Raw genomic sequence first — 23,501 nt, 5'->3', positions numbered from 1 at the left:
GCTTGCAGGCCAGCGGCGCGGCGACTAGAACGGCGCAAATTTTCAGGCCGCCATAGGGTGGCCCTTCTGTCTATGAGGGTAAGATGCAGGTCAAGGAAACGCAGAACGACGGTCTGAAGCGCGGGTATCAGTTCACCCTGCCCGCGGCCGACCTGGCCGCCGCCGTCGATGCCAAGCTGAAAGAGGCGCAGCCGGAAGTCGAGATGAAGGGCTTCCGCAAGGGCAAGGTGCCCATGGCCATGCTGAAGAAGCAGTTCGGCCCGCGCATCATGGGCGAGGCCATGCAGGACGCGATCGACGGCGCGCTGCGCGACCATCTGGAACAGTCGGGCGACCGCCCCGCGACCCAGCCCAAGGTCGAGATGGAGAATGGCGAAGGCTGGAAGGAAGGCGATGACGTCGTCGTCAACGTCACCTACGAGACCCTGCCCTCCATCCCCGAGGTCGACCTGTCGGCCCTGACACTGGAGAAGCTGACCGTCCCCGCCGAGGAGGCCGCCGTCGCCGAGGCGCTGCAGAACCTGGCGAAATCCGCGCAATCCTTCGAGGACCGCAAGAAGGGCACCAAGTCCAAGTCGGGCGATCAGGTCGTGATCGACTTCAAGGGCTTCGTCGATGGCGAGGCCTTCGAGGGCGGCGAGGCCGAGGATTATCCGCTGGTCCTGGGCTCGAACAGCTTCATCCCCGGCTTCGAGGATCAGCTGGTCGGCGTGAAGGCCGATGAGGAGGTCAAGGTCGAGGTCAAGTTCCCCGAGGAATATGGCGCGCCCCATCTGGCCGGCAAGGACGCCACCTTCGAATGCAAGATCAAGGCGGTGAAGGCCCCCAAGGAGGCCGAGCTGGACGACGAGCTGGCCAAGAAGTTCGGCGCCGAGGATCTGGACGGTCTGAAGAAGCAGATCGGCGAGCGTCTGGAGGCCGAATATGCCGGCGCCGCGCGCGCGGTGATGAAGCGTTCGCTGCTGGATCAGCTGGATGCCGCGGTCAAGTTCGACCTGCCGCCCTCGCTGGTCGAGGCCGAGGCCGCGCAGATTGCGCATCAGCTGTGGCACGAGGAGAACCCCGAGGTCACCGACCACAACCATGACGCCATCGAGCCGACCGACGAGCACAAGTCCCTGGCCGAGCGCCGCGTGCGCCTTGGCCTGCTGCTGGCCGAGATCGGCCAGAAGGCCGAGGTGACCGTCTCGGACCAGGAGATGACCCAGGCCGTGCTGCGCGCCGCGCGCCAGTATCCCGGTCAGGAACGTCAGTTCTTCGAGTTCATCCAGCAGAACCAGGCCGCCCAGCAGCAGCTGCGCGCGCCTATCTTCGAGGACAAGGTCGTCGACCTGATCGCCGAAAAGGCGAAGGTCGAGGAAAAGACCGTGACCAAGGAAGAGCTGGAAAAGGCCGTCGAGGCGCTGGACGAGCTGTGATCCACCGGATCCGCTGACCACAGGGGCCGCATCTTCGGATGCGGCCTTTTTCATGGCGTCTTGATGCCGGGCGCCGCCGCGCTTAGGTGATCGCCATGACCGCATCCCTGAACCTGATGAAGCTTTGCGTCGGTGCCGAAGGCCCCGAGGATCTGGCCCTGTGGCAGCGCCGCTTTGGCGACGGGCCCGCGCGCCATGTCACCCGTATGTGGCCCAAGCGCGAGGCCGAGCTGCTGGATGGCGGCTCGATCTTCTGGGTGTTCAAGGGCGTGATGCTGGCCCGCCAGCGCATCCTGGCGCTGGAGCCGGTCGAGGGCGCGGATGGCATCACCCGCTGCGGGCTGATCCTGGACCGCGACCTGGTCCGCGTCGCCGCCCTGCCGCGGCGGCCCTTTCAGGGCTGGCGCTATCTGGACGGCAAGGACGCGCCCGCCGACCTGCCCAAGGGCCGCGCCGCCGAGGAGCCGCTGCCCCCCGCCATCGCCGCCGCCTTGGCCGAGATGGGGCTGCGCTGAACGCGGCCTCTTGCATCGGCGCCGGTGTTGATCTAGGGCAGGATCACGGACGCCGGGGGTATGGCGGAACGGTAGACGCAGGGCATTCAAAATGCTCCGCCGCAAGGCGTGGGGGTTCAAGTCCCTCTACCCCTACCAGCGTCCGGTCCCACCAACCGCCCGGAATGTCGCGATTTCTTCGGATGTCGCCCTTTGGCCCATGGCCAAGAATTTTGCCATCGTCGTGGAACGAACCTGATCGGACGGATGTTTATCTCGCGAAGGTGAACAGACACCGATACGAAAGGGCAGAGACATGGCACAGAACCCCACCGCCGACGAACTGAAGCGCGACGCAGCCGATGCGGCCAACGAGGCCAAGCGTGACGTGGCCGACGGCGCCCGCCGCGTGGCCGACGAAGTGCGCGACACGGCGCGTGACCTGTCGAACAATTCGGGCGCACAGCGTCTGGCCGACAAGGGTGCCGCACTGGCCGATGACGCGGTCGAGACCGGCAAATACTATGCCGAGCGCGCCCGCGAGACCGGTCAGGAATATGCCGACAAGGCCCGCCACGAGGCCGAGCGCCTCTATGAGGCCGGTCAGCAGAAGGCCCATGAGGTCGCGCAATATGCCGAAGAGCGCTACGACGAAGTCTCGGACATGGTCCGCCGCAACCCGGCCCAGGCTCTGGGCATCGCGGCCGGCATCGGCTTCCTGGTCGGCCTGCTGATTTCGCGTCGCTGAGGTCGGACTGATGTTCGATTTCGCCCGACGCTTTCAACTGGCCGTGGGCGATGCGGCCCGGCGGGTGGCCCTGAAGGCCGCCGCCGGGTTGGTGGCGACAATCGGCGCCGGCTTCCTGCTGGCGTCGTTGTGGTCCTTTCTGGCGCATGAGCTGGGATGGGGATCGACGCTGGCTTCGCTGGCGATCGCGGGGGGGATGCTGCTGATCGCGGTCATCCTGTTTGCGGTGTCCTCGCGCCGTCGCCACGAGATGCCGACCGGCGACGACGTCAAGCGCGAGGTTCAGGCCCGCGTGTCGCTGGCCGCCGATGCGACCGTCAACCGCGTGAAATCCGAAGCCGACCGCGTTCTGGGCATGGCCGAGACCAAGGCGACCTCGCTGATGGATCAGGCAAGCTTCCGCGCCAACAAGCTGGCATCGGATGCCGAGCAGACGGTGATAGGCACGGTGCGTTCCGCAGCTCAGGCGGTGGGGCTGACGCCCTCGGACCTGAAATCGGCCGAGGATTCCATGCGCAGCGGCGCCCATCAGGTCAAGCAGGCCGCGGATACGAACGCGGGCAGCATGGCCAAGCTGCTGGGGGCCTTTGCCGTCGGTGTCACGATCGCCACCGCGATCCAAGGCAACCGGGATGACGATTACGACGACTTCGATCCCGACGATTATCTGTGATTGAAAAGGGGCGCCGCGGCGCCCCTTTCCTTATGCGTTGGCTTCGCGGATCTTGTCCGCCGCCGCCTGGTCGAAGGCCACGCCCTTCTGCGACAGCAGCTGATCCAGCTCGCCCGACAGGGTCATCTCGGTGATGATGTCGCAGCCGCCCACGAACTCGCCCTTGACGTAAAGCTGCGGAATCGTCGGCCAATCCGAGAAATCCTTGATCCCTTGGCGGATATCGGCATCCGACAGCACGTTCACGTCCTGATAGGGCACGTTCATGTAGTTCAGCACCCCGGCCACGCGGCTGGAGAACCCGCATTGCGGCATGTCGCGCGTGCCCTTCATGAACAGGACCACATCATTGCTGTCGATGAGATCCTGGATACGGGCGTTCACGTCGGTCATCACGTCGTCCTTTTGATCGGGCCGCCCGCTGATACGCGGGGGCCGTGGGGTGTCATTCGGGGGCCTTGGTCGTCAGGGCCAGCGCATGCAGATCGCCGGCCGGTCCGTCCATCCGGCCCTGCAGCGCGGCATAGACGGCGCGCTGCTGCTGGACGCGGTTCAGACCGCGAAAGCTTTCGTCGATGACCTCGGCCGCATAGTGGTTTCCGTCGCCTGCCAGATCGGTGATCGTGATCCGGGCATCGGGAAATGAGGCTCGCAAAAGGGCCTCGATTTCATGCGCTTCCATCGCCATTGGGTCATCCTCGTTCCTGATGGCCTAGATGTAGGGGATGGACCGCAGGCCCGCAAGCCTAGGGCGGCCCGAAGCCGCCCCGCCCATGCCACGAAAAAGGCCGCGCCCCCTGCCAGGAACGCGGCCCGATCCGGCTTGTGCCGGGGATTACTGCGTCGCGCTGACCGCGCCGACCGTGCCGCCGACGATGGCGCCCGCGGGACCCGCGACCGCCGCACCGCCCAGGCCGCCCGTGGCCGCGCGTTCCCCGACCGTGGTGCCGCAGGCCGACAGCAGGGTGAGGGCGCCGATAAATCCGATGGAGACAAGCTTCATGACCGAGATCCTTGACAATGGAATGTACAAGACAGACGCGGTGCTGGACGAAAGGGTTCCGTTCGGTCAGCGTCTAATCCGCAAGGCGGTCGGTCAGCCGCCCGTATGGCTCATGTGGCGGGTCATCTGGCCGACGATGCCTTGGCGCGAATAGTCGAAATCATGGCCCTTGGGCTTGCGCGCGATCGCGTCGCGGATCGTCTGGCGCAGCACCGTGTCGTCGGGGCTGGCGCGCAGGGGGGCGCGCAGGTCGGCATTGTCCTCCTGGCCCAGGCACATGAACAGCTCGCCCGTGCAGGTGACGCGGACGCGGTTGCAGCTTTCGCAGAAATTATGGGTCAGGGGGGTGATGAAGCCGATCTTCTGCCCCGTCTCGGACAGGCGGACATAGCGGGCGGGACCGCCAGTGCGTTCGGCCAGGTCGATCAGGGTGAAACGTTCGGCCAGGCGCGCGCGCAGGTCGGAGAGCGGCCAATACTGGTCCAGCCGGTCCTCCTCGCCCAGATCGCCCATGGGCATGACCTCGATGAAGGTCAGATCGTGCCCCTCGTCGCCGCACCAGCGGACCAGGTCGAACAGTTCGGCATCGTTCACGCCCTTCAGCGCGACGGTGTTAATCTTGACGCGCAGGCCTGCGGCATTGGCGGCGCGGATCCCCTCCAGCACCTGGGGCAGGCGGCCCCACCGGGTGATCGCGGCGAAACGGTCCGCATCCAGCGTGTCCAGCGAGACATTGACCCGCCGCACGCCGATATCGGCCAGCTCGGCCGCGTGGCGGGCCAGCTGGCTGCCATTGGTGGTCAGGGTCAGCTCGTCCAGGCCATCGCCCAGATGGCGCGAGACCTGGCGCAGGAAACCCATGATGCCGCGCCGGACCAGCGGCTCGCCCCCGGTGATGCGCAGCTTGTGCACGCCCAGGCCCACGAAGGCGGTGCAGAGGCGGTCCAGCTCCTCCAGGGTCAGCAGGTCGGCCTTGGGCAGAAACTGCATGTGTTCGGCCATGCAATAGACGCAGCGGAAATCGCAGCGGTCGGTCACCGACACCCGCAGATAGGTGATGGGGCGGGCGAAGGGGTCGATCAGGGGGCTGCATGGTCATCGGTTCAATCTAGGGGCGCGGGCGCCGCTCACAAGCGGGGGATTGGCGCGTCATGCGGTGGACGCGGGCGCATGGGCATGGCTAACTGCGGCCAAAGCAGATCCAAGGAGAATTCGATGCGCCTGTCCCCCCTTTGCCGCGACCCTGGGAATCGGCCTGGCCCTGGCTTACTGCACGCAGATGGCGGGCACCACGACCGAACGCCCGGCCCCCGCCACGCCCGCGACCGCCGCCCAGACCGCCGCCGCCACCGCCGTCACGCGCGCCCCCGCGCCGCGCCCGGCGGCCCGCGCCACGCCCGCCCAGCTGGACACGACGACCCCCGAACAGCGCGCCGCCGCCGCCCAGGCCCCGGCCGCGGCCGAGACGCGGCTCGGCACGACCATCGGATCGCTCGGCAACCCGTCCGAGGGCGGGTTCTGGATCCGCACGCCGCTGGTCCAGACCCGCGCGCCCGGCCGGATCGTCAACCCCGCCACCGGGAAATCCGCCCAGGTCGAGCTGATCCCCCTGACCTCGGGCGGGACGGGCAGCCAGGTGTCGCTGCCCGCGCTGCAATTGCTGGGTGTGCCGCTGACCGACCTGCCCACGCTGGAGGTCTACAGGCTCTGATCGTCGGGCTCGGGCTCGGGTTCCGGACGGGGGGCGGGCTGCCATGCCGCCACCCGGTCGGGATCGCGCCTGCCCAGATCGCGCAGCCAGGTCTGCACGGCCTGGCGCACCGCGCCGTGGCGGTCATGGGCCAATTCGGCCGCCCAATCCAGCACCCGGTCGCGAATCGCCAGGTCGGCGGGCTTGGGGTTGTTCATCTTGGCCCAAGGCAGGGTCGCCATCAGCGCCCCGCGCCGCAGCCAGGGCGATCCGTCGCCCGCCCAATCCTCGGACGCCTCGATCCGCGCCGGATCGGCCACCAGCCGCCGCGAGGCCGCCGACATCACGGCATCGCCGATCTCGACCCCGTCGATCTGGGGCGCCCAGTCCAGGATCGCCTGCCACGCCCCGTCATCGGGCCGCATCCGCGCCTGGACCAGCAGCCGCGCGGCCAGCAGGCGGGCGTCGTGGATGTCGCTGTCCCACAGCGCCCGGGCCAAGGCGACCCGCCCGTCCAGGTCGTGACGCTCACGCCATTCGCGGGCCAAGGTCTCGATATCGGCGGGGGCCAGGCCCAGGGTCTCGCGCCCGGTCTTGTGACGGGCGGCGTCGCGGGCGGCGCGTTCGGGGTCGGCCATGGCGCGCAGCCGGTCCAATTCCTGCATGGGGCATCCTCGTGTGATCAGGGCCCCGTTCTAGGGCCTGGGGCCCGCCTTCTCAAGATCATGGTGGCAGGCGGGGTGCGGCCGGGCTAAAAGGCGCGGGAAAACCACGAGGTAGGCCCATGTCGCATTCCGCAGACCCCCGTCCGATGACCGCCCGCCGCCACGGCCCCCTGACGGGCGAGGCCTTGGTGCCCGGCGACAAGTCGATCAGCCACCGCGCCCTGATCCTGGGCGCCATGGCCGTGGGCGAGACGCGGATCACCGGCCTGCTGGAGGGTCAGGACGTGCTGGACACGGCCCGCGCGATGCGCGCGCTCGGGGCCCAGGTGACCCAGCACGGGCCGGGCGAATGGTCGGTGCACGGGGTCGGGGTGGGTGGCTTCTCGGCCCCCGATGACGTGATCGATTGCGGCAATTCCGGGACCGGCGTGCGGCTGATCATGGGGGCTGTGGCCACGACGCCGATCGCGGTGACCTTCACCGGCGATGCCAGCCTGTCGCGCCGGCCCATGGCGCGGGTGACGGACCCGCTGGAACAACTGGGCGCCCGCATCACCGGACGCGAAGGCGGTCGCCTGCCCATCACCATCGAAGGCGCCGCCGATCCCGTGCCGCTGACCTATCGCACGCCAGTGGCCAGCGCCCAGATCAAGTCCGCGATCCTGCTGGCCGGGCTGAACGCTCCGGGCGACACGGTGGTGATCGAATCCGAACCCACGCGCGATCATTCCGAACGCATGCTGGCGGGCTTCGGCGCTCAGATCCGCACCGAGACCACTCCCGATGGCCACCGCATCACCCTGAAGGGCCGCCCCGAACTGCGCCCCCAGCCCGTCGCGGTGCCGCGCGACCCCTCCAGCGCGGCCTTCCCCGTCGCTGCCGCCCTGATCGTGCCGGGATCGCAGATCCGCGTGCCGGGCGTCAGCCGCAACCCGACGCGCGACGGCCTCTATGTCACGCTGCTGGAAATGGGCGCCGACATCACCTTCGAAAACCCGCGCGAGGAGGGGGGCGAGCCGGTGGCCGACCTCCTGGTCCGTCACGGCCCCCTCAAGGGCGTGACCGTCCCCGCCGACCGCGCCGCCAGCATGATCGACGAATTCCCGATCCTGTCGGTCATCGCCAGCTTCGCCGAGGGCAGCACGGTCATGAACGGCGTTTCCGAACTGCGCGTCAAGGAAAGCGACCGCATCGACGCCATGGCCCGCGGCCTCGAGGCGAACGGCGTCACGGTCGAGGAAACCCCCGACAGCATGACCGTGCACGGCATGGCGCGGGTCCCGGGCGGCGGCCATGCCGTCACCCATCTGGACCACCGCATCGCCATGTCCTTCCTGGTCCTCGGCATGGCGACCGAAGAACCGGTCACCATCGACGATGCCGAACCGATCACCACGTCCTTCCCGGATTTCGTCCCGCTGATGACCCGCCTCGGCGCCGCCCTGGCCTGAGGGCATTTCTCTGTTGCCGAAATACCCCGGGGGGAATCCCGGAACGGGATGGGGGGCAGCGCCCCCCTACACCGACCCCATCGGATAGCCGACCCCGGCCAGCGCCGCCCGCACCTCGTCCAGGATCGCCGGATCGTCGATGGTCGCGGGCGCCTTGACCGCCTCGCCATCGGCGATCTTCGCCATCGTCGCGCGCAGGATCTTGCCCGAGCGTGTCTTGGGCAGCCGGTCCACCACGCAGGCCGTCTTGAAGGCCGCGACCGGCCCGATGCGGTCGCGGACCATGCGCACGACCTCGGCGGTGATCTGGGCGGGGTCCGTCTCGACCCCCTTCTTCAGGCACAGAAGGCCCAAGGGCGCCTGACCCTTCAGCGGATCGGCCACGCCGATCACCGCGCATTCCGCGACCGCCGGGTGGCTGGACAGGACCTCCTCCATCGCCCCGGTCGACAGGCGGTGGCCCGCCACGTTGATCACGTCATCCGTGCGCGCCATGATCCAGACATAGCCGTCCTCGTCGATATAGCCCGCATCGCCCGTCTCGTAGAAGCCCGGGAAATGGTCCAGATAGGCGCGGCGGAACCGGTCCTCGGCCTGCCACAGCGTGGGCAGGGTGCCCGGCGGCAGGGGCAGCTTGATGGCGATGGCGCCGAGCGTGCCGGGGGCCACGGGTTGGCCGGCCTCGTCCAGGACCTGCACGTCATAGCCGGGCATGGGCACGGTCGGGCTGCCCTTCTTGACGGCCATCATCTCGACCCCGAAGGGGTTAGCGGCGATGGGCCAGCCGGTCTCGGTCTGCCACCAATGGTCGATCACGGGAACCTTCACCCGGTCCTCGGCCCAGGCCACGGTGTCGGGATCGGCACGCTCGCCCGCCAAAAACAGCGCCTGCAGCGATGACAGGTGGTGGCGCGCGACCAGGCTGCCCTCGGGATCCTCGCGCTTGACGGCGCGGATGGCGGTGGGGGCGGTGAAGAAGGACTTGACCTTGTGATCCGCGATCACCCGCCAGAAGGTGCCCGCATCGGGCGTGCCCACGGGCTTGCCCTCGAAGATCACCGTGGTGGCCCCCGCGATCAGCGGACCATAGACGATATAGCTGTGCCCCACGACCCAGCCCACGTCGGATGCGACCCAGAAGACGTCTCCCGGCCCGATCCCATAGATATTCGGCACGCTCCAGGCCAAGGCCACCAGATGGCCGCCGGTATGGCGCACCACGCCCTTGGGCTGGCCCGTCGTCCCCGAGGTATAGAGGATATAGGCCGGATGGTTGCCCTCGACCGGGACGCAATCGGCGGGGGTGGCGGCGGCGACCGCTTCGGTCCAGTCCAGGTCGCGCCCGGCGGTCATCTGCGCCGCGCATTCGGGGCGCTGCAGGACGATGGTGAAGTCGGGCTTGTGCGCCGCCTCGTCGATGGCGCGGTCCATCAACGGCTTGTAGGCGACGGTGCGCCCCGGCTCCAGCCCGCAGCTGGCGGCCAGGATGGCGCGGGGGCGGGCATCGTCGATGCGCACCGCCAGCTCATGCGCCGCAAAACCGCCGAAGACCACGGAATGGATCGCGCCGATCCGCGCGCAGGCCAGCATCGCCTCCAGCGCCTCGGGGATCATCGGCATGTAGATGATGACCCGGTCGCCCTTGGCGATGCCGCGCGCCGCCATGACCCCGGCAAGACGCGCCACACGGTCCTGCAATTCGCCATAGGTCAGGCGCGTGACGCTGTCCGTCATCGGGCTGTCATGGATCACCGCCAGCCGGTCGCCATGGCCCGCCGCCACATGGCGGTCGATGGCGTTCCAGCAGGCATTCACCATGCCGTCGGCGAACCATTCCCCGGCGGGTCCCTGATCGAAATAGGCGCGGCTGGCGGGGCGGTCCCAATCGATGGCCCGGGCGGCCTGGGTCCAGAAGGCCTCCGGGTCGTCGCGCCACCGGGCATAAAGCTGTTGATAGGACATGGAACCCCCCTCCCAAAGAAGCTGGGGGATTGTTACGCAGCGGAAGGGGGTTCGCGCAACCTTGTTAGCGCGCGATGCCGGGGCGGATTAGCAGAATTATGGGACGCAGGTTTGCAAAGCCCACGGCGCCGCAAAATCGCCCTTTGCCGCACCGCAGTATTTGCAAAATCCCGGCCGAATCAGCCGTAGTGATTGACCGGCGTGCCGGCCAGCACCGACATGTTCAGCAGGCCCCGCGTGGTGATCGAGGGCGTCACGATATGCGCGCGGTTGCCCATGCCCATCAGGATCGGCCCGACCTCCAGGCCCTGGGCGCGCATCTTCAGCGCGTTCCGGACGCCCGATGCCGCATCGGTGCCGGCAAAGACCAGGACGTTGGCCACCCCTTGCAGCCGCGATCCGGGGAAGATCCGCTCGCGCAGGTCGGGGTCCAGGGCGGCATCGACATGCATCTCTCCGTCATACATGAAGTCCGGCTCGCGCGCGTCCAGCATCGCCAGCGCGTCGCGCATCTTGCGCCCCGAATAGCTGTCGGTGTTGCCGAACTGGGAATGGCTGCACAGCGCGATCTTGGGCGTCAGGCCAAAGCGGCGCACATGGCGGGCGGCGCCGACGACCGTTTCCATCACCTGCTGGGGTGTGGGGTCGTTGTGGCATTGCGTGTCAGCGATGAACAGCGGCCCGTCCTCCAGGATGATCATCGACAGCGCGCCCACCGGATGCAGCCCGTCGCGGGCCAAGACCTGGCGGACATATTGCAGATGCCAACTGTATTGCCCGAAGGTGCCGCAGATCAGGCTGTCGGCCTCGTCGCGATGGACCATCACGGCGCCGATGGCGGTGGTGTTGGTGCGCATGATCGCGCGGGCGATGTCGGGGCTGACGCCGCGGCGGGCCATCAGGCCGTGATACGTCTCCCAGTAATCGCGGTATCGGGGGTCGTTCTCGGGGTTCACGATCTCGAAGTCGCGCTCGGGGCGGATGGGCAGGCCCGCGCGTTCGGCGCGCATGGCGATGACCTCGGGGCGGCCGATCAGGATGGGGACGTCGGTCGTCTCTTCCAGCATGGCGTTGGCGGCGCGCAGGACGCGCTCATCCTCGCCCTCGGCAAAGACGATGCGGCGTTCGGTGGTGGCGGCGGCCTCGAAGACCGGGCGCATGATCAGCGCCGAGCGGAAGACCGACCCGTCCAGCTTCTGCTTATAGGCGGCCATGTCGTCCAGGGGGCGGGTCGCCACACCCGTCTCCATCGCGGCACGGGCGACCGCGCTGGAGACGACGCCCATCAGCCGCGGATCGAAGGGCTTGGGGATCAGGTAGTCGGCGCCGAAGGTCAGCGTCTCGCCGCGATAGGCGGCGGCGGCCTCGGCGGCGGTGGTGGCGCGGGCCAGGGCCGCGATGCCCTCGATGCAGGCGATCTTCATCTCGTCGTTGATGGTGGTCGCGCCCACATCCAGCGCGCCGCGGAAGATGAAGGGGAAGCACAGGACATTGTTGACCTGGTTCGGGAAATCGCTGCGGCCGGTGGCGATGATCGCGTCGGGGGCGACGGCGCGGGCCGCCTCCGGATCGATCTCGGGGTTCGGGTTCGCCAGCGCGAAGATGATCGGGCGCGACGCCATGCGGGCGACCATCTCGGGCGTCAGGACGCCGGGGCCGGACAGGCCCAGGAACAGGTCGGCGCCGTCGATGACCTCGGCCAGGGTCCGTTTGTCGGAGGCCTGGGCATAGGCGGCCTTCTGCGGGTTCATGTCGATCTCGCGGCCCTCATGGACCAGGCCGTGGATGTCACACAGCCAGACGTTCTCGCGCTTGACGCCCAGCTTCAGCAGCATGTCCAGGCAGGCGATGCCCGCCGCCCCGCCCCCCGTCGAGACGATCCGGATATCCTCGAACCGCTTGCCCGCGATGCGCAGCGCGTTGGTCGCGGCCGCGCCCACCACAATGGCGGTGCCGTGCTGGTCGTCGTGAAAGACCGGGATGTTCATGCGCTCGCGGCAGATGCGTTCGACGATGAAGCAGTCGGGGGCCTTGATATCCTCCAGGTTCACCGCGCCGAAGGTCGGCTCCAGCGCGCAGACGATATCGGCCAGCTTTTCGGGGTCGGGCTCGTTCACCTCGATGTCGAAACAGTCGATATTGGCGAATTTCTTGAACAGGACCGCCTTGCCCTCCATCACCGGCTTGGAGGCCAGCGCGCCGATATTGCCCAGGCCCAGCACGGCCGTGCCGTTACTGATGACGGCCACCAGGTTGCCCTTGGTGGTATAGCGCGCGGCGGTCGAGGGGTCGGCCTTGATCTCCAGGCAGGCCTCGGCCACGCCGGGGGAATAGGCGCGGGCCAGGTCGCGGCCGTTCGCCATGGGCTTGGTGGCGCGGATCTCCAGCTTACCGGGGCGGGGAAATTCGTGATAATCCAGTGCTGCCTGGCGTGCGCTGTCCTGCCTGCGGTCGTCCATCTCTGCCCCCACGTTTCGAAATTGGTTTACCGTTAAACCATATTGACGTCGGGGAACAGACGGGATCGCGGGCGCTTGCACCGGGCGCGCGACGGGCGCAGATTACCCGTCGAGACAGAGCGGGGATTCACCATGTCATTGCTGGAAGCGGCACGCGAAGTGCGCGAACGGGCCTGGGTGCCCTATTCGAAATTCAAGGTCGGCGCGGCGATCCGCGGGGCCTCGGGCGCGGTCTATCGCGGCTGCAACGTCGAGAACGTGGCCTATCCCGAAGGCACCTGCGCCGAGGCCGGCGCCATCGCCGCCATGGTCGCGGCGGGCGAGACGCAGCTGATCGAGGTCGCCGTCATCGCCGACAGCCCGACCCCGGTGCCCCCCTGCGGCGGCTGCCGCCAGAAGCTGGCGGAATTCGGCGCGGGTGACGTTCCGGTCCTGCTGGCCACCACCGACGGGGCCGAGACGCGGACCACCATCGGCGAGCTGCTGCCCGGGCGCTTCGACGCGGGCCACATGGCGCGCACATGACCGATCCGCGACCGGTGATCGCCGCGATCCGCGACGGGCGCGGCCTGGACGGCCCGGGCGCCGCGCTGATCGCGCAGGGGCTGGCGGACGGGTCGGTCAGCGATGCGCAGGCGGGGGCCTTCGCGATGGCGGTGCTGACGCGCGGCACCGGCCCCGCGGGGCGCGTGGCGCTGACCCGGGCGATGCGCGATTCGGGCCATGTGCTGCAATGGGACCTGTCCGGCCCGGTCGTGGACAAGCATTCGACCGGCGGCATCGGCGACACGGTATCGCTGGTCCTGGCGCCGCTGCTGGCGGCGCGGGGCTGCTTCGTGCCGATGATCTCCGGGCGCGGGCTGGGCCATACCGGCGGCACGCTGGACAAGCTGGAGGCGATCCCCGGCTATCGCTGCGACCTGCCCGAGGAGGAGTTCCGCCGCATCGTGCGTCAGGTGGGCTGCGCGATCGTCTCGGCCACGGGGGATGTGGCGCCGGCGGATCGCAGGCTCTACGGCATCCGCGACGAATCGGGGACGGTGGAATCCATCGACCTGATCACCGCCTCGATCCTGTCCAAGAAGCTGGCCGCGGGGCTGGACGCGCTGGTTCTGGACGTGAAGGCAGGCTCCGGCGCGATCCTGAAGAAGCCCGACAGCGCCGGACGCTTGGCGCAGGCGCTGGTCGAGACGGCGAACGGCGCGGGCTGCCGCACCACGGCGCTGATCACCGACATGGATCAGCCCCTGGCCCGCAGCGCCGGCAACGCGCTGGAGGTGGCCGAGGCGATCGCCACCCTGCGCGGTGCGCCGGGGGCCCTGCGGGACCTGACCCTGGCCTTGGCCGCCGAGGCGCTGGCCTTGGTCGGACAATCCCCCGAGGGGTTGGAGGCGGCTCTGGATGGCGGCCAGCCCGCCGAGATCTTCGGCCGTATGGTCGCGGCCCAGGGCGGGCCGCGCGACCTGATCGACCGGCCCGAGGCGCATCTGGCCCGCGCCCCGGTCACCGTTCCCGTCCCCGCGCCCCAAGGTCGGGTGGGGCGCATCGACGTCACCGCGCTCGGCCATGCGGTGCTGGCGCTTGGCGGCGGGCGGGTGCGCGCCTCCGAGGCGATCGACCCGCGGGTGGGGCTGGACCGCCTGGCCAAGCTGGGCGATGCGGTCGGGCCCGATGCGCCGCTGGCCATGGTCCATGCCGCCGACGACACCGCGGCCCAGGTGGCCGTCGCCGCCGTCCAGGCCGCCTATGCCTTGGGCGATGCCGCCCCGGGGCCCCTGATCCGCGACCGGATCGCGCCATGAGCCGCGCCTTCCTGATCGTGATGGACAGCGTGGGCATTGGCGGCGCGCCCGATGCGGATGCCTATTTCAACGATGGCCGCCCCGATACCGGCGCTAACACCTTGGGCCATATCGACGCCGCGCGGCCCTTGTCCATGCCTGTGCTGGACGGGCTGGGGCTGGGGGCGGCGCTGCATCTGGCCTCCGGGCTGACGCCGCGCGGGCTGGGCGCCGCGCCGCGGGGCCTCTGGGGGGCCGCGACCGAACTGTCGCGCGGCAAGGACACCCCCTCCGGCCATTGGGAGATCGCGGGCCTGCCGGTCCCGTGGGACTGGACCTATTTCCCCGATGCCAACCCCGCGCTGCCGCCCGAGGTGCTGGCCCGCATCCGCGATCTGGCGGGGACCGGGGGGACTTTGGCCAACATCCATGCCTCGGGGACGCAGGTCATCGCGGATTTCGGGGCCGAGCATCTGCGGACCGGCTGGCCCATCTGCTACACCTCGGCCGACAGCGTGCTGCAGATCGCCGCGCATGAGGATGCCTTTGGCCTGGACCGGCTGATCGCGCTTTGCCGCGACATGGCGCCGATGCTGCACGGGATGCGCGTGGGCCGGGTCATCGCGCGCCCCTTCACCGGCCCCGAGGGCGCATTCGCCCGGACCGCCAACCGCCGCGACTTCGCCATCGCGCCGCCCGGGCGCACCATCCTGGACATCGCCCAGGGCGCGGGCCGGATCACGCATGGCGTGGGCAAGATCGGCGACATCTTCAGCCATCGCGGCATCACCCGCCTGCACAAGGGCCAGGACGATGCCGCCTTGGCCGAGGCGCTGATCGGTCTGGCCGAGCGCGCCGAGCCGGGCAGCCTGACCTTTGCCAATTTCGTCGAATTCGACAGCCGCTTCGGCCATCGCCGCGATGTCGAGGGCTATGCCGGGCATCTGGAATGGTTCGACACCGTCGCGGGGCGGCTGCTGGAGCGGCTGCGGCCCGGGGACCTGGCGATCTTCACCGCCGATCACGGCAACGACCCGTCCTGGACCGGCACAGACCATACCCGCGAACGCGTGCCCGTGCTGGGCTGGGGCCTGGGGCCGCGCGCGGTGGGGCAGGTGGCCTTTGCCGATATCGGCGCCTCGGTCATGGCGCATCTGGGCCTGCCCGCCCCCGATCACGGAGCATCCTTCCTGTGAAGAAGATCGAACTGCACCTGCATCTGGAGGGCGCGGCGCCCCCCGATTTCATCCGCAGCCTGGGTGCCGAGAAACGCGCCGACCTGTCGGGCGTCTTCGATGCGCGGGGCGGCTATGCCTATGACGGCTTCGCGGGCTTCCTGCGCTGCTACGAGGCGGCGACGGCGGTGATCCAGGGCCCGCGCGACTATGCCCGCCTGCTGGCCGAGGTCCTGGAACGCTGCGCCGAGGAAGGCGTGGTCTATGCCGAGCTGTTCGTCTCGCCCGAATTCTGCGGGGGCGCGGATCTGTCCGCCTGGCAGGACCATCTGGCCGCGATGACCGAGGTGGCGGAGGCCGCCCGCCCCCAAGGCATCGACAGCCGCGGCATCGTCACCGCCATCCGCCATTTCGGCGCGGATCGGGCGCGCCGGACCGCCCGCTGCGCGGCGGAAACGGCGGGCGGCTGGATCTCCGGCTTCGGCATGGGCGGGGCCGAACAGGTGGGCCGCGCCACCGACTATGCCTGGAGCTTCGACTGCGCGGCCGAGGCGGGGCTGGGCCTGACCTGCCATGCGGGCGAATGGGGCGGGCCGGACAGCATCCGCGACGCGCTGGCCCTGGGCTGCACCCGCATCGGCCATGGCGTGCGCGCCGTCGAGGACCCGGGCCTGATCCGCGACCTGGTCGAGCGCGGCATCACGCTGGAGGTCTGTCCTGGGTCGAACATCGCGCTTGGGGTGGTGCCGTCCTGGGGCGCCCATCCCATCGCGCGGCTGGCCGATGCGGGGGTGCGGGTGACCGTGTCCACCGACGATCCGCCCTTCTTCCACACCACGATGCGGGATGAATACGACCGGCTTGCCACCACCTTTGGCTGGGGCGATACGGAATTCAGACAGATCAACCAATGGGCCATCGATGCGGCCTTCTGCGATGCGCCGACCCGCGATCGGCTGAGAAAGGAATTCGCCTGATGCAACATCTGACCGTCGTCGATCACCCGCTGGTCCAGCACAAGCTTTCGATCCTGCGCCAGAAGGACGTGTCCACCGCCGGGTTCCGCCGCCTGCTGCGCGAGATCAGCTTGCTTCTGGCCTATGAGGTCACGCGCGAGCTGGAGCTGACCACCATGCGCATCCAGACGCCGATGTGCGAGATGGACGCCCCCACGCTGGAGGGCAAGAAGCTGGCCCTGATCTCGATCCTGCGGGCCGGCAACGGGCTGATGGACGGCATCCTGGAGCTGATTCCCGGTGCGCGGGTTGGTTTCGTGGGCCTCTATCGCGACCCCGAGACGCTGAAGCCCGTGGAATATTACTACAAGGTCCCGCGCGAACTGGATGCGCGCATGACCATCGTCGTCGATCCGATGCTGGCCACGGGCAATTCCTCGGTCGCGGCCATCGACATGCTGAAGGAACGCGGCGCGGTGAATATGCGGTTCCTGTGCCTGCTGGCCGCGCCCGAGGGGGTGGACCGCATGCGCGAGGCCCATCCCGATGTGCCGATCTTCACCGCCGCGCTGGATGAACGGCTGGACGATCACGGCTATATCGTGCCGGGCCTGGGCGATGCGGGCGACCGGATGTTCGGCACGAAATAGGCGCGCGTTAACCGGCACTTCATTCCTCTGCGCTATCTGATGGGGCAGGTATCAGGGACGGATGTGACGGATGAAGGCTGCGTGGCGGATCTTGGCGGTCTGGATGATGGGCGGGTCGGCCTTGGCACAGCCGGTGCCGCCGCCGCCCGACGGATTCGCGGGCGCGCAATATATCGACGGCAATGGCTGCGTCTTCGGGCGGCAGGGCACGGGATGGGTCCAGCGGCTGGACGGGCAGGGTCAGGCGGTCTGCGGGTTCCCGCCCAGCCTGGACGCGCGGCGCAGGGATGCGGCGGCGGACCGGGTGCTGCCGCTGACCCCCGGGCCCGCGCCCGATCCCGCGACGCTGCTGATGGAACATCTGTCGCGCGACCTGCGCCCCGGCGAATGGACAGGCGACCCCCGCCCGGCCGAGACGCGGTCCGAACCGCAGCCCTCGCGCCTGCCCGATCCCGTCCAGACGGCGATCACCGATGCGATGCAGGCCGCACCCGCCATCCGCGAGGCCGCCGGCCTGACCCTGTCGCCCGAAACCTGCGCCCGCTTGGGCTATCGCCCCGACGGATCGGGGCAGGCCTCGTCATCGGGGCTCTGCGCCGGGATGGTGTCCGAGCCGGGGCTGGCGGGCGTGACGCCCGTCGTCCAGGTGGCGCCTGCGACGCGGGCCGCGCAGCCTGCGGCCGCTGCGCCCGCCGCGGCACGTCCTGCCGTCACGCGCCCGGCGGCCACACGTCCTGCGGCGGCCGCACCGCGCGCGGCGGGCCCGGTCGCGACGGTCGCACCCCCCGCACCCGCCCGCAGCACCGAGGAGATGATCCCCCCCTCGGCCCGCTACGTCCAGGTCGGCGCCTATTCGGACGAGGATAACGCCCGCATCGTTCTGCGCGCCTTGGCGGCGCGGGGCTATCCCACGGGCCAGACGCGCAGCACATCGGATGCGGGGACGCTGCGGGTGATCATGGCCGGTCCCTTCGCGGACCGGCAGGCGCTGATCTCGGCGCTGAACGACCTGCGACGGAACGGCTGGCCGGGGGCGGTGGCGCGCTAGGCGCTGCGCACCGCCTCGATCATCCGGGCGACATTGTCCGGGTCGGCATCCGGGGTGATCCCGTGGCCCAGGTTGAAGATATGCGGACCGCCGCGCAGGGTGCGGGTGATGCGCTGCGCCTCGGCCACCAGCTCGGGGCCGCCCGTGACCATGTGCCGCGGGTCCAGGTTGCCCTGCACGCAGCCCGAGACCTGGACGTTGCGCGTCGCCCATTCCACCGAAACGGAATTGTCCAGCGCGACGCAATCCGCCCCCGTGGCCTCGGCAAAACCGACATAACGGTCCCCCGCCTCGCGCGGAAAGGCGATGATCGGTGTCTGCGGATGGCGCGCCTTCAGCGCCGCGATGATCCGCTTGGCGGGGGTAATGGCGAAATCGTCGAAATCGGCGCCCTTCAGGCTGCCGGCCCAGCTGTCGAACAGCTTGACGACCTCGGCCCCGGCCTCGATCTGGCGCGACAGGTAATGGATCGTCGCATCGGTGATCAGGTCGATCAAGGTTGAGAAGGCGGCGCGATCCTCGGCCATGAAGCGATGCGCGGGGCCCTGATCCTTGGTGCCGCGGCCCGCGACCATGTAGGTCGCGACCGTCCAGGGTGCGCCCGCAAAGCCGATCAGCGTCGTCTGGCTCGGCAGTTCGCGCGACAGAATGCCCACCGTCTGATAGATGGGCGACAGCCGGTCGTCGATCTGGTCCGCGGGCTTCAGCCGCGCCAGATCCGCGGCCGAGGTGATCGTGGACAGGCGCGGGCCCTCGCCGGTGACGAACCACAGATCCGCGCCGAGCGCCTGCGGCACCAGCAGGATGTCCGCGAACAGGATCGCCGCATCGAAATCGAACCGCCGGATCGGCTGCAGCGTGACCTCGGCGGCCAGCTCCGGGTTGTAGCAGAGCGACAGGAAATCGCCCGCCTGCGCCCGCGTGGCGCGGTATTCGGGCAGGTACCGCCCGGCCTGGCGCATCATCCAGATCGGCGGGGTGGGCAGGGTCTCGCCGGCCAAGGCACGCAGCAGAAGTTTGGTCATGGGGCCTCCTGCACCCCTTCAAGGCGAGGCGACAGGCGTTGTCAAGCCGCGCCCCGGCCGGTATGGCGGGGGCATGACACAGATGCCCGACCCCTCCCGACCGCTGCGCATCGGAACGCGCGGCTCCGCCCTGGCCCTGGCGCAGGCGCATGAGACGCGCGACCGGCTGATGGCGGCGCATGGCCTGCCGGCCGAGGCCTTCGCGATCGTGCCGATCAAGACGACGGGCGACAGGGTCCTGGACCGCCCGCTCAGCGCGATCGGGGGCAAGGGCCTGTTCACCAAGGAGATCGAGGACGCTCTGGCCGCGGACCAGATCGACATCGCCGTCCATTCGATGAAGGACATGCCCGTCCAGCAGCCGGAAGGGATGGTCATCGACTGCTACCTGCCGCGCGAGGATGTGCGCGACGCCTTCGTCAGCCTGCAATTCGCCTCGATCGCCGACCTGCCGCAGGGTGCGGTCGTCGGCAGCTCCAGCCTGCGGCGGCGGGCGCAGCTGGCCCATCGCCGGCCCGACCTGCAACTGGTCGAGTTCCGCGGCAACGTCCAGACCCGGTTGAAAAAGCTGGAGGACGGGGTCGCGGTGGCCTCCTTCCTGGCCATGGCGGGCCTGTCGCGGCTGGACATGATCGGCGTCGCGCGTGGCCCGATCCAGCCCGACGAGATGCTGCCTGCCGTCGCCCAAGGCGCCATCGGGATCGAGCGCCGCAGAGCCGATGACGGGATCGCCGCCCTGCTGGCCGCGATCCATGACCGACCTACGGGCGAGCGTCTGGCGGCCGAGCGGTCCTTCCTTGCCCGCCTCGACGGGTCCTGTCAGACACCGATCGCGGGTCTGGCGGAACTGCGGGGCGACCGCCTGACCCTGCGGGGCGAGATCCTCAGCCCCGACGGCGCCCGCGTCTATGCAGGCACCCGCGAGGGCGGCATTGCGGATGGCGCGGCGCTCGGGGCGGATCTGGCGCAGGAGCTGCTGTCCCGCGCCGGACCGGATTTCCTCAAGGGCTGACCCGGATCAGTAGCTGCGGATCAGGCCGACCAGCCGGCCTTGGATCCGCACACGCTCATCCGGCAGCAGGCGAGTCTCATAAGCGGGGTTGGCGGCCTCCAGCGCGATCATCGAGCCCTTGCGGCGGTAGCGCTTCAGCGTCGCCTCCTGATCATCGACCAAGGCCACGACGATATCGCCGTTCTCGGCCGTATCCTGTTCGCGGATCACGACCACATCGCCGTCATTGATGCCCGCATCGATCATCGAATCGCCGGTCACCTCCAGCGCATAGTGGTGTTCGCGTCCCGCCAGCATCGTGCCGGGGACGGCGACGTGGTGCGACACCTCCGAGATCGCCTCGATCGGGACGCCTGCGGCGATGCGCCCCATCAACGGCAATTGCACCGCGGGGCTGTCGACCACCGTCATGGCACCGCGCGGCCGCGCGGGGCGGGTGTTCGAGATCACGCGCGGGGTGAAGGCCGGGCGGGCCTCCTCGGTCGCGGGGGCCTCGGTCAGGTGGGACAGGGCATCGGGCAGGCGCAGAACCTCCAGGGCGCGGGCGCGATGGGGCAGGCGGCGGATGAAGCCCCGCTCCTCCAGCGCCGTCACCAGCCTGTGGATGCCGGATTTGGACCGCAGATCCAGCGCGTCCTTCATCTCATCGAAGGAGGGCGGCACGCCATCACGCGCCAAACGCTTCTGGATGAATTCCAGCAGTTGGATCTGCTTTTTTGTCAGCATCGGTCATGCCCCCGTCTTTCTGTTCCGTGATTGTTCTAGCGCAACGCCCGAATCACGTCAATCAGTTCAGCAGGAAGGCGTGAAAAAACAGTTAATTGCCCCCGGGCAGCGGAAGGTAGTCAACGAGCTCGCCCGCGCGGCGCGCAGGGTCGCCCGCGGGACGCACCAACAGCCCCCCGGCCTGCGCCATCAGCGACAGGCGCGCGGAATCCTGATCGGCAAAGGGCGTGATCAGCGGCAGGTCCGGCCCGGGATGGACCCGCGCGCGCAGGTAATGCTGGCGCGGGCCCTCAGGGCCAATATCCTCGGCTAATCGGGCCTTGGCCAAGGCCTCACCGGGGGCCAGCCCCTGCATCGCGCGGATCAGAGGCTGCATGAAGATCAGCCCACAAACCATTGCCGACACTGGATTTCCCGGAAGGCCGAGCATTGCCAGATCGGCCATGCGCCCGGCCATCAGCGGTTTTCCCGGCCGCATGCGGACCTTGTAGAAGCTTTGTTCGATCCCCTGTTCCGCGGCGACCTTTCCGATCAGGTCGTGATCGCCGACCGAGGCCCCACCGATCGTCACCAGCAGATCGCAGCCCCGCGCGGCCTTGAATCGGTCCTGCAATTCGGCCTCGTCATCACGGGCCAAGGGCAGGACCGTCACCTCGGCGCCGCAGGCCCGCGCAAGCGCCGCAATGGCCAGATCGTTGGAGCTGATGATCTGACCCGGCCGCGGATCGGCGCCCGGCGGCACCAGCTCGTCTCCGCCCGCCAGGATCGCGACGCGGGGGGCGCGGGCGACGGTGACCTCGGCAATGTTCATCGCGGCCAGCAGACCGATCAGGGCGGGGGTCAGGACCTGACCGCCCGCGATCTCGTCTCCCTCAGCAAAATCATTGCCTTGCGCGCGGATGTTCGACCCGTTCGAGCGGTCGCGGACGGTGATGGAACCCTCGGCCAAGTCCACATTCTCCTGCAGCTCGACATGGTCGTATCCTGCGGGCACCGGCGCGCCGGTGAAGATGCGGATCGCCGTGCCCGGCGAGGCGGACCCGTCCCAAGGATGCCCGGCGGCGCTGGTGCCGATGACCCGCAGCGGCCCCGGCAGATCCGCGGTGCGCATCGCATAGCCGTCCATGGCCGAGGCGTCGAAGGGCGGCTGCGTCAGCCGCGCGCGCACCGGCTGCAGCAGGACGCGACCCGCGGCCTCTGCCAAGGGCAGCGTCTCGGGGCGCGGCGGCCCGGCCAGCGCCAGGACCAGGGACAGCGCGTCGTCGACGGCGATCACGGCGCGGCCTCATAGGGACCGGACTTGCCGCCCGTCTTGGAGAGCAGGCGGATATCGCTGATCTCCATGGATTTCTGCGCGGCCTTCAGCATGTCATAGACGGTCAGGCAGGCGGTGGTGACGGCGGTCAGGGCCTCCATCTCGACCCCGGTGCGGCCTGTTGTGCGCACGGTGGCCGTCACGCGGATGCCAGGCAGAGCGGGATCGGCCACCAGGTCGAGCGCCACCTTGGCCAGCGGCAGCGGATGGCAGAGCGGGATCAGATCGGCCGTCCGCTTGGCGCCCATGATGCCCGCCAGCCGCGCCACGCCCAGCACATCGCCCTTGGCCGCGCCGCCCTGGGCCAGGGCCAGGGTCTCGGGGGTCATGCGCACGATGCCGGTGGCCACGGCCTCGCGCATCGTCTCGGTCTTGCCCGAGACATCGACCATATGCGCCTGTCCCGCGCTGTCGAAATGCGTCAGGCTCATGCGGGGACGGCCAGGATGTCGCGGGTGGCGGCGGTCACGTCGGCCTGCCGCATCAGGCTTTCGCCGATCAGGAAACGCCGCGCGCCCGTGCCCATCATCGCGGCCAGGTCGGCGGGGGTGAAGAGGCCGCTTTCGCAGACCACCTGACGGTCGGCGGGGATGCGCGGGGCCAGCTGGCGCGTGACGTCCAGCGTCACCTCGAAGGTCTTCAGGTTGCGGTTGTTGATCCCGATCAACGGCGATTTCAGCGCCAGCGCGCGGTCCAGTTCGGCCGCGTCATGCACCTCGATCAGCACGTCCATGCCCCAATGGATCGCCGCATCCTCCAGGTCGCGGGCCAGCGCGTCATCGACCGATGCCATGATGATCAGGATGCAGTCCCCGCCCCATGCGCGCGCCTCGGCCACCTGATAGGTGTCGTAGAGGAAATCCTTGCGCAGCGCCGGCAGGTCGCAGGCCGCGCGGGCCTGGGTCAGAAAGCCGGGCGCGCCCTGAAAGCTGGGCCCGTCGGTCAGCACCGACAGGCAGGCCGCGCCGCCGGCCTGATAGGCGCGGGCCAGGGCGGGCGGGTCGAAATCGGGGCGGATCAAGCCCTTGGAGGGGCTGGCCTTCTTGATCTCGGCGATCAGGGCGGGGCCGGTGGCGGCGGCCCGGTCCAGCGCGCGCGCGAAACCGCGGGGGGCGTCGGCCGCGCGGGCCTCGGCCTCGATATCGGCCAGCGGACGGGTCGCCTTTGCCAAGGCGATCTCGTCCAGCTTGTAGGCCTTGATCTTGTCCAGAATATCCATGCGCCCTTGATAGCGCCTCGGTCGGATGGCG

General features: G+C 69.3%; 25 protein-coding genes and 1 tRNA gene. 14 read left to right on the top strand and 12 right to left on the bottom strand.

Annotated elements, in window-relative coordinates; genetic code table 11:
* Window positions 1-83 precede the first annotated feature (83 nt).
* The 5 genes from tig to JHW48_RS09935 all read left to right on the top strand — a co-directional run bounded on the left by tig (window position 84) and on the right by JHW48_RS09935 (window position 3,333).
* The gene (gene tig / locus JHW48_RS09955) at window positions 84-1,418 is read left to right on the top strand and encodes a trigger factor (protein ID WP_119887697.1); all 1,335 of its coding nucleotides are present in this window, start codon (window positions 84-86) and stop codon (window positions 1,416-1,418) included.
* Window positions 1,419-1,513: 95 nt separating this feature from the next.
* Complete coding sequence (locus tag JHW48_RS09950) at window positions 1,514-1,933, top strand: DUF1489 family protein (RefSeq protein WP_119887698.1); 420 nt, start codon at window positions 1,514-1,516, stop codon at window positions 1,931-1,933.
* 54 nt (window positions 1,934-1,987) lie between these two features.
* Window positions 1,988-2,071: transfer RNA gene (locus JHW48_RS09945), tRNA-Leu, on the top strand.
* A 157-nt stretch (window positions 2,072-2,228) separates the two neighbouring features.
* The gene (locus JHW48_RS09940; RefSeq protein WP_119887699.1) at window positions 2,229-2,660 is read left to right on the top strand and encodes an ElaB/YgaM/YqjD family protein; all 432 of its coding nucleotides are present in this window, start codon (window positions 2,229-2,231) and stop codon (window positions 2,658-2,660) included.
* Between the two features lie 10 nt (window positions 2,661-2,670).
* Window positions 2,671-3,333 (top strand): phage holin family protein, encoded by a 663-nt coding sequence (locus JHW48_RS09935; RefSeq protein WP_119887700.1) that lies wholly within the window; start codon window positions 2,671-2,673, stop codon window positions 3,331-3,333.
* 30 nt (window positions 3,334-3,363) lie between these two features.
* Here the strand turns inward: JHW48_RS09935 and grxD are convergent, their stop codons facing one another.
* The 4 genes from grxD to moaA all read right to left on the bottom strand — a co-directional run bounded on the left by grxD (window position 3,364) and on the right by moaA (window position 5,416).
* A complete protein-coding gene (gene grxD / locus JHW48_RS09930) occupies window positions 3,364-3,726 on the bottom strand; it encodes a Grx4 family monothiol glutaredoxin (protein ID WP_119887701.1) in 363 nt (120 codons plus the stop codon).
* A 52-nt stretch (window positions 3,727-3,778) separates the two neighbouring features.
* Window positions 3,779-4,021 carry a BolA/IbaG family iron-sulfur metabolism protein gene (locus JHW48_RS09925; protein WP_119887702.1) on the bottom strand — a complete coding sequence of 81 codons (243 nt, stop codon included), beginning with the start codon at window positions 4,019-4,021 and terminating at the stop codon, window positions 3,779-3,781.
* A gap of 147 nt (window positions 4,022-4,168) precedes the next feature.
* The gene (locus JHW48_RS09920; protein WP_170152376.1) at window positions 4,169-4,336 is read right to left on the bottom strand and encodes a hypothetical protein; all 168 of its coding nucleotides are present in this window, start codon (window positions 4,334-4,336) and stop codon (window positions 4,169-4,171) included.
* A 93-nt stretch (window positions 4,337-4,429) separates the two neighbouring features.
* Complete coding sequence (moaA, locus tag JHW48_RS09915; RefSeq protein ID WP_119887703.1) at window positions 4,430-5,416, bottom strand: GTP 3',8-cyclase MoaA; 987 nt, start codon at window positions 5,414-5,416, stop codon at window positions 4,430-4,432.
* A gap of 199 nt (window positions 5,417-5,615) precedes the next feature.
* Between moaA and JHW48_RS09910 the strand changes: the two genes are divergently transcribed.
* Window positions 5,616-6,047: a hypothetical protein gene (locus tag JHW48_RS09910; protein ID WP_272835592.1), complete on the top strand. Its 432-nt coding sequence runs from the start codon at window positions 5,616-5,618 to the stop codon at window positions 6,045-6,047.
* Here JHW48_RS09910 and JHW48_RS09905 read toward each other — a convergent pair.
* A complete protein-coding gene (locus JHW48_RS09905) occupies window positions 6,035-6,691 on the bottom strand; it encodes a DNA alkylation repair protein (RefSeq protein ID WP_119886704.1) in 657 nt (218 codons plus the stop codon). The genes JHW48_RS09910 and JHW48_RS09905 overlap by 13 nt on opposite strands.
* 119 nt (window positions 6,692-6,810) lie before the next feature.
* Between JHW48_RS09905 and aroA the strand changes: the two genes are divergently transcribed.
* Window positions 6,811-8,142 carry a 3-phosphoshikimate 1-carboxyvinyltransferase gene (aroA, locus tag JHW48_RS09900; protein ID WP_119886705.1) on the top strand — a complete coding sequence of 444 codons (1,332 nt, stop codon included), beginning with the start codon at window positions 6,811-6,813 and terminating at the stop codon, window positions 8,140-8,142.
* Between the two features lie 66 nt (window positions 8,143-8,208).
* Here the strand turns inward: aroA and JHW48_RS09895 are convergent, their stop codons facing one another.
* Both JHW48_RS09895 and JHW48_RS09890 read right to left on the bottom strand, forming a co-directional pair.
* The gene (locus JHW48_RS09895; protein ID WP_119886706.1) at window positions 8,209-10,104 is read right to left on the bottom strand and encodes a propionyl-CoA synthetase; all 1,896 of its coding nucleotides are present in this window, start codon (window positions 10,102-10,104) and stop codon (window positions 8,209-8,211) included.
* A 179-nt stretch (window positions 10,105-10,283) separates the two neighbouring features.
* Window positions 10,284-12,563 carry an NADP-dependent malic enzyme gene (locus JHW48_RS09890; protein WP_119886707.1) on the bottom strand — a complete coding sequence of 760 codons (2,280 nt, stop codon included), beginning with the start codon at window positions 12,561-12,563 and terminating at the stop codon, window positions 10,284-10,286.
* Window positions 12,564-12,695: 132 nt separating this feature from the next.
* On the opposite strand from JHW48_RS09890, the gene JHW48_RS09885 reads away from it, so the two are divergent.
* The 6 genes from JHW48_RS09885 (at window position 12,696) to JHW48_RS09860 (ending at window position 18,173) form a co-directional block, all read left to right on the top strand.
* Window positions 12,696-13,088 carry a cytidine deaminase gene (locus JHW48_RS09885; RefSeq protein ID WP_119886708.1) on the top strand — a complete coding sequence of 131 codons (393 nt, stop codon included), beginning with the start codon at window positions 12,696-12,698 and terminating at the stop codon, window positions 13,086-13,088.
* Complete coding sequence (locus JHW48_RS09880; protein WP_119886709.1) at window positions 13,085-14,365, top strand: thymidine phosphorylase; 1,281 nt, start codon at window positions 13,085-13,087, stop codon at window positions 14,363-14,365. The genes JHW48_RS09885 and JHW48_RS09880 overlap by 4 nt, the downstream gene beginning before the upstream one ends.
* Complete coding sequence (locus JHW48_RS09875; protein ID WP_119886710.1) at window positions 14,362-15,540, top strand: phosphopentomutase; 1,179 nt, start codon at window positions 14,362-14,364, stop codon at window positions 15,538-15,540. Before JHW48_RS09880 ends, JHW48_RS09875 begins: the two co-directional genes overlap by 4 nt.
* Complete coding sequence (locus tag JHW48_RS09870) at window positions 15,528-16,496, top strand: adenosine deaminase (RefSeq protein ID WP_119886721.1); 969 nt, start codon at window positions 15,528-15,530, stop codon at window positions 16,494-16,496. The genes JHW48_RS09875 and JHW48_RS09870 overlap by 13 nt, the downstream gene beginning before the upstream one ends.
* A complete protein-coding gene (upp, locus tag JHW48_RS09865; RefSeq protein ID WP_205961931.1) occupies window positions 16,496-17,125 on the top strand; it encodes a uracil phosphoribosyltransferase in 630 nt (209 codons plus the stop codon). The genes JHW48_RS09870 and upp overlap by 1 nt, the downstream gene beginning before the upstream one ends.
* Window positions 17,126-17,195: 70 nt before the next feature.
* Window positions 17,196-18,173 carry an SPOR domain-containing protein gene (locus JHW48_RS09860; RefSeq protein ID WP_119886711.1) on the top strand — a complete coding sequence of 326 codons (978 nt, stop codon included), beginning with the start codon at window positions 17,196-17,198 and terminating at the stop codon, window positions 18,171-18,173.
* On the opposite strand, the gene hemE is transcribed toward JHW48_RS09860, so the two are convergent.
* A complete protein-coding gene (gene hemE / locus JHW48_RS09855; RefSeq protein ID WP_119886712.1) occupies window positions 18,170-19,198 on the bottom strand; it encodes a uroporphyrinogen decarboxylase in 1,029 nt (342 codons plus the stop codon). The two genes, JHW48_RS09860 and hemE, sit on opposite strands and share 4 nt — an antisense overlap.
* A 73-nt stretch (window positions 19,199-19,271) precedes the next feature.
* On the opposite strand from hemE, the gene hemC reads away from it, so the two are divergent.
* The gene (gene hemC, locus JHW48_RS09850; protein ID WP_119886713.1) at window positions 19,272-20,210 is read left to right on the top strand and encodes a hydroxymethylbilane synthase; all 939 of its coding nucleotides are present in this window, start codon (window positions 19,272-19,274) and stop codon (window positions 20,208-20,210) included.
* A 6-nt stretch (window positions 20,211-20,216) separates the two neighbouring features.
* Here hemC and lexA read toward each other — a convergent pair whose 3' ends face one another.
* The 4 genes from lexA to trpC form a co-directional block, all read right to left on the bottom strand.
* Window positions 20,217-20,936: a transcriptional repressor LexA gene (lexA, locus tag JHW48_RS09845; RefSeq protein ID WP_119886714.1), complete on the bottom strand. Its 720-nt coding sequence runs from the start codon at window positions 20,934-20,936 to the stop codon at window positions 20,217-20,219.
* A 91-nt stretch (window positions 20,937-21,027) separates the two neighbouring features.
* Window positions 21,028-22,212 carry a molybdopterin molybdotransferase MoeA gene (locus JHW48_RS09840; protein WP_119886715.1) on the bottom strand — a complete coding sequence of 395 codons (1,185 nt, stop codon included), beginning with the start codon at window positions 22,210-22,212 and terminating at the stop codon, window positions 21,028-21,030.
* Complete coding sequence (gene moaC / locus JHW48_RS09835) at window positions 22,209-22,682, bottom strand: cyclic pyranopterin monophosphate synthase MoaC (protein ID WP_119886716.1); 474 nt, start codon at window positions 22,680-22,682, stop codon at window positions 22,209-22,211. The genes JHW48_RS09840 and moaC overlap by 4 nt, the downstream gene beginning before the upstream one ends.
* Window positions 22,679-23,470 (bottom strand): indole-3-glycerol phosphate synthase TrpC, encoded by a 792-nt coding sequence (gene trpC / locus JHW48_RS09830; RefSeq protein WP_119886717.1) that lies wholly within the window; start codon window positions 23,468-23,470, stop codon window positions 22,679-22,681. Before trpC ends, moaC begins: the two co-directional genes overlap by 4 nt.
* Between the last annotated feature and the right edge of the window lie 31 nt (window positions 23,471-23,501).

This window comes from Paracoccus aestuarii (assembly GCF_028553885.1).
GTDB classification, from domain to species: Bacteria; Pseudomonadota; Alphaproteobacteria; order Rhodobacterales; family Rhodobacteraceae; genus Paracoccus; species Paracoccus aestuarii.
The sequence above is the reverse complement of the archived record's forward strand: the minus strand, read 5'-3'. Positions and strand labels throughout refer to the sequence as shown.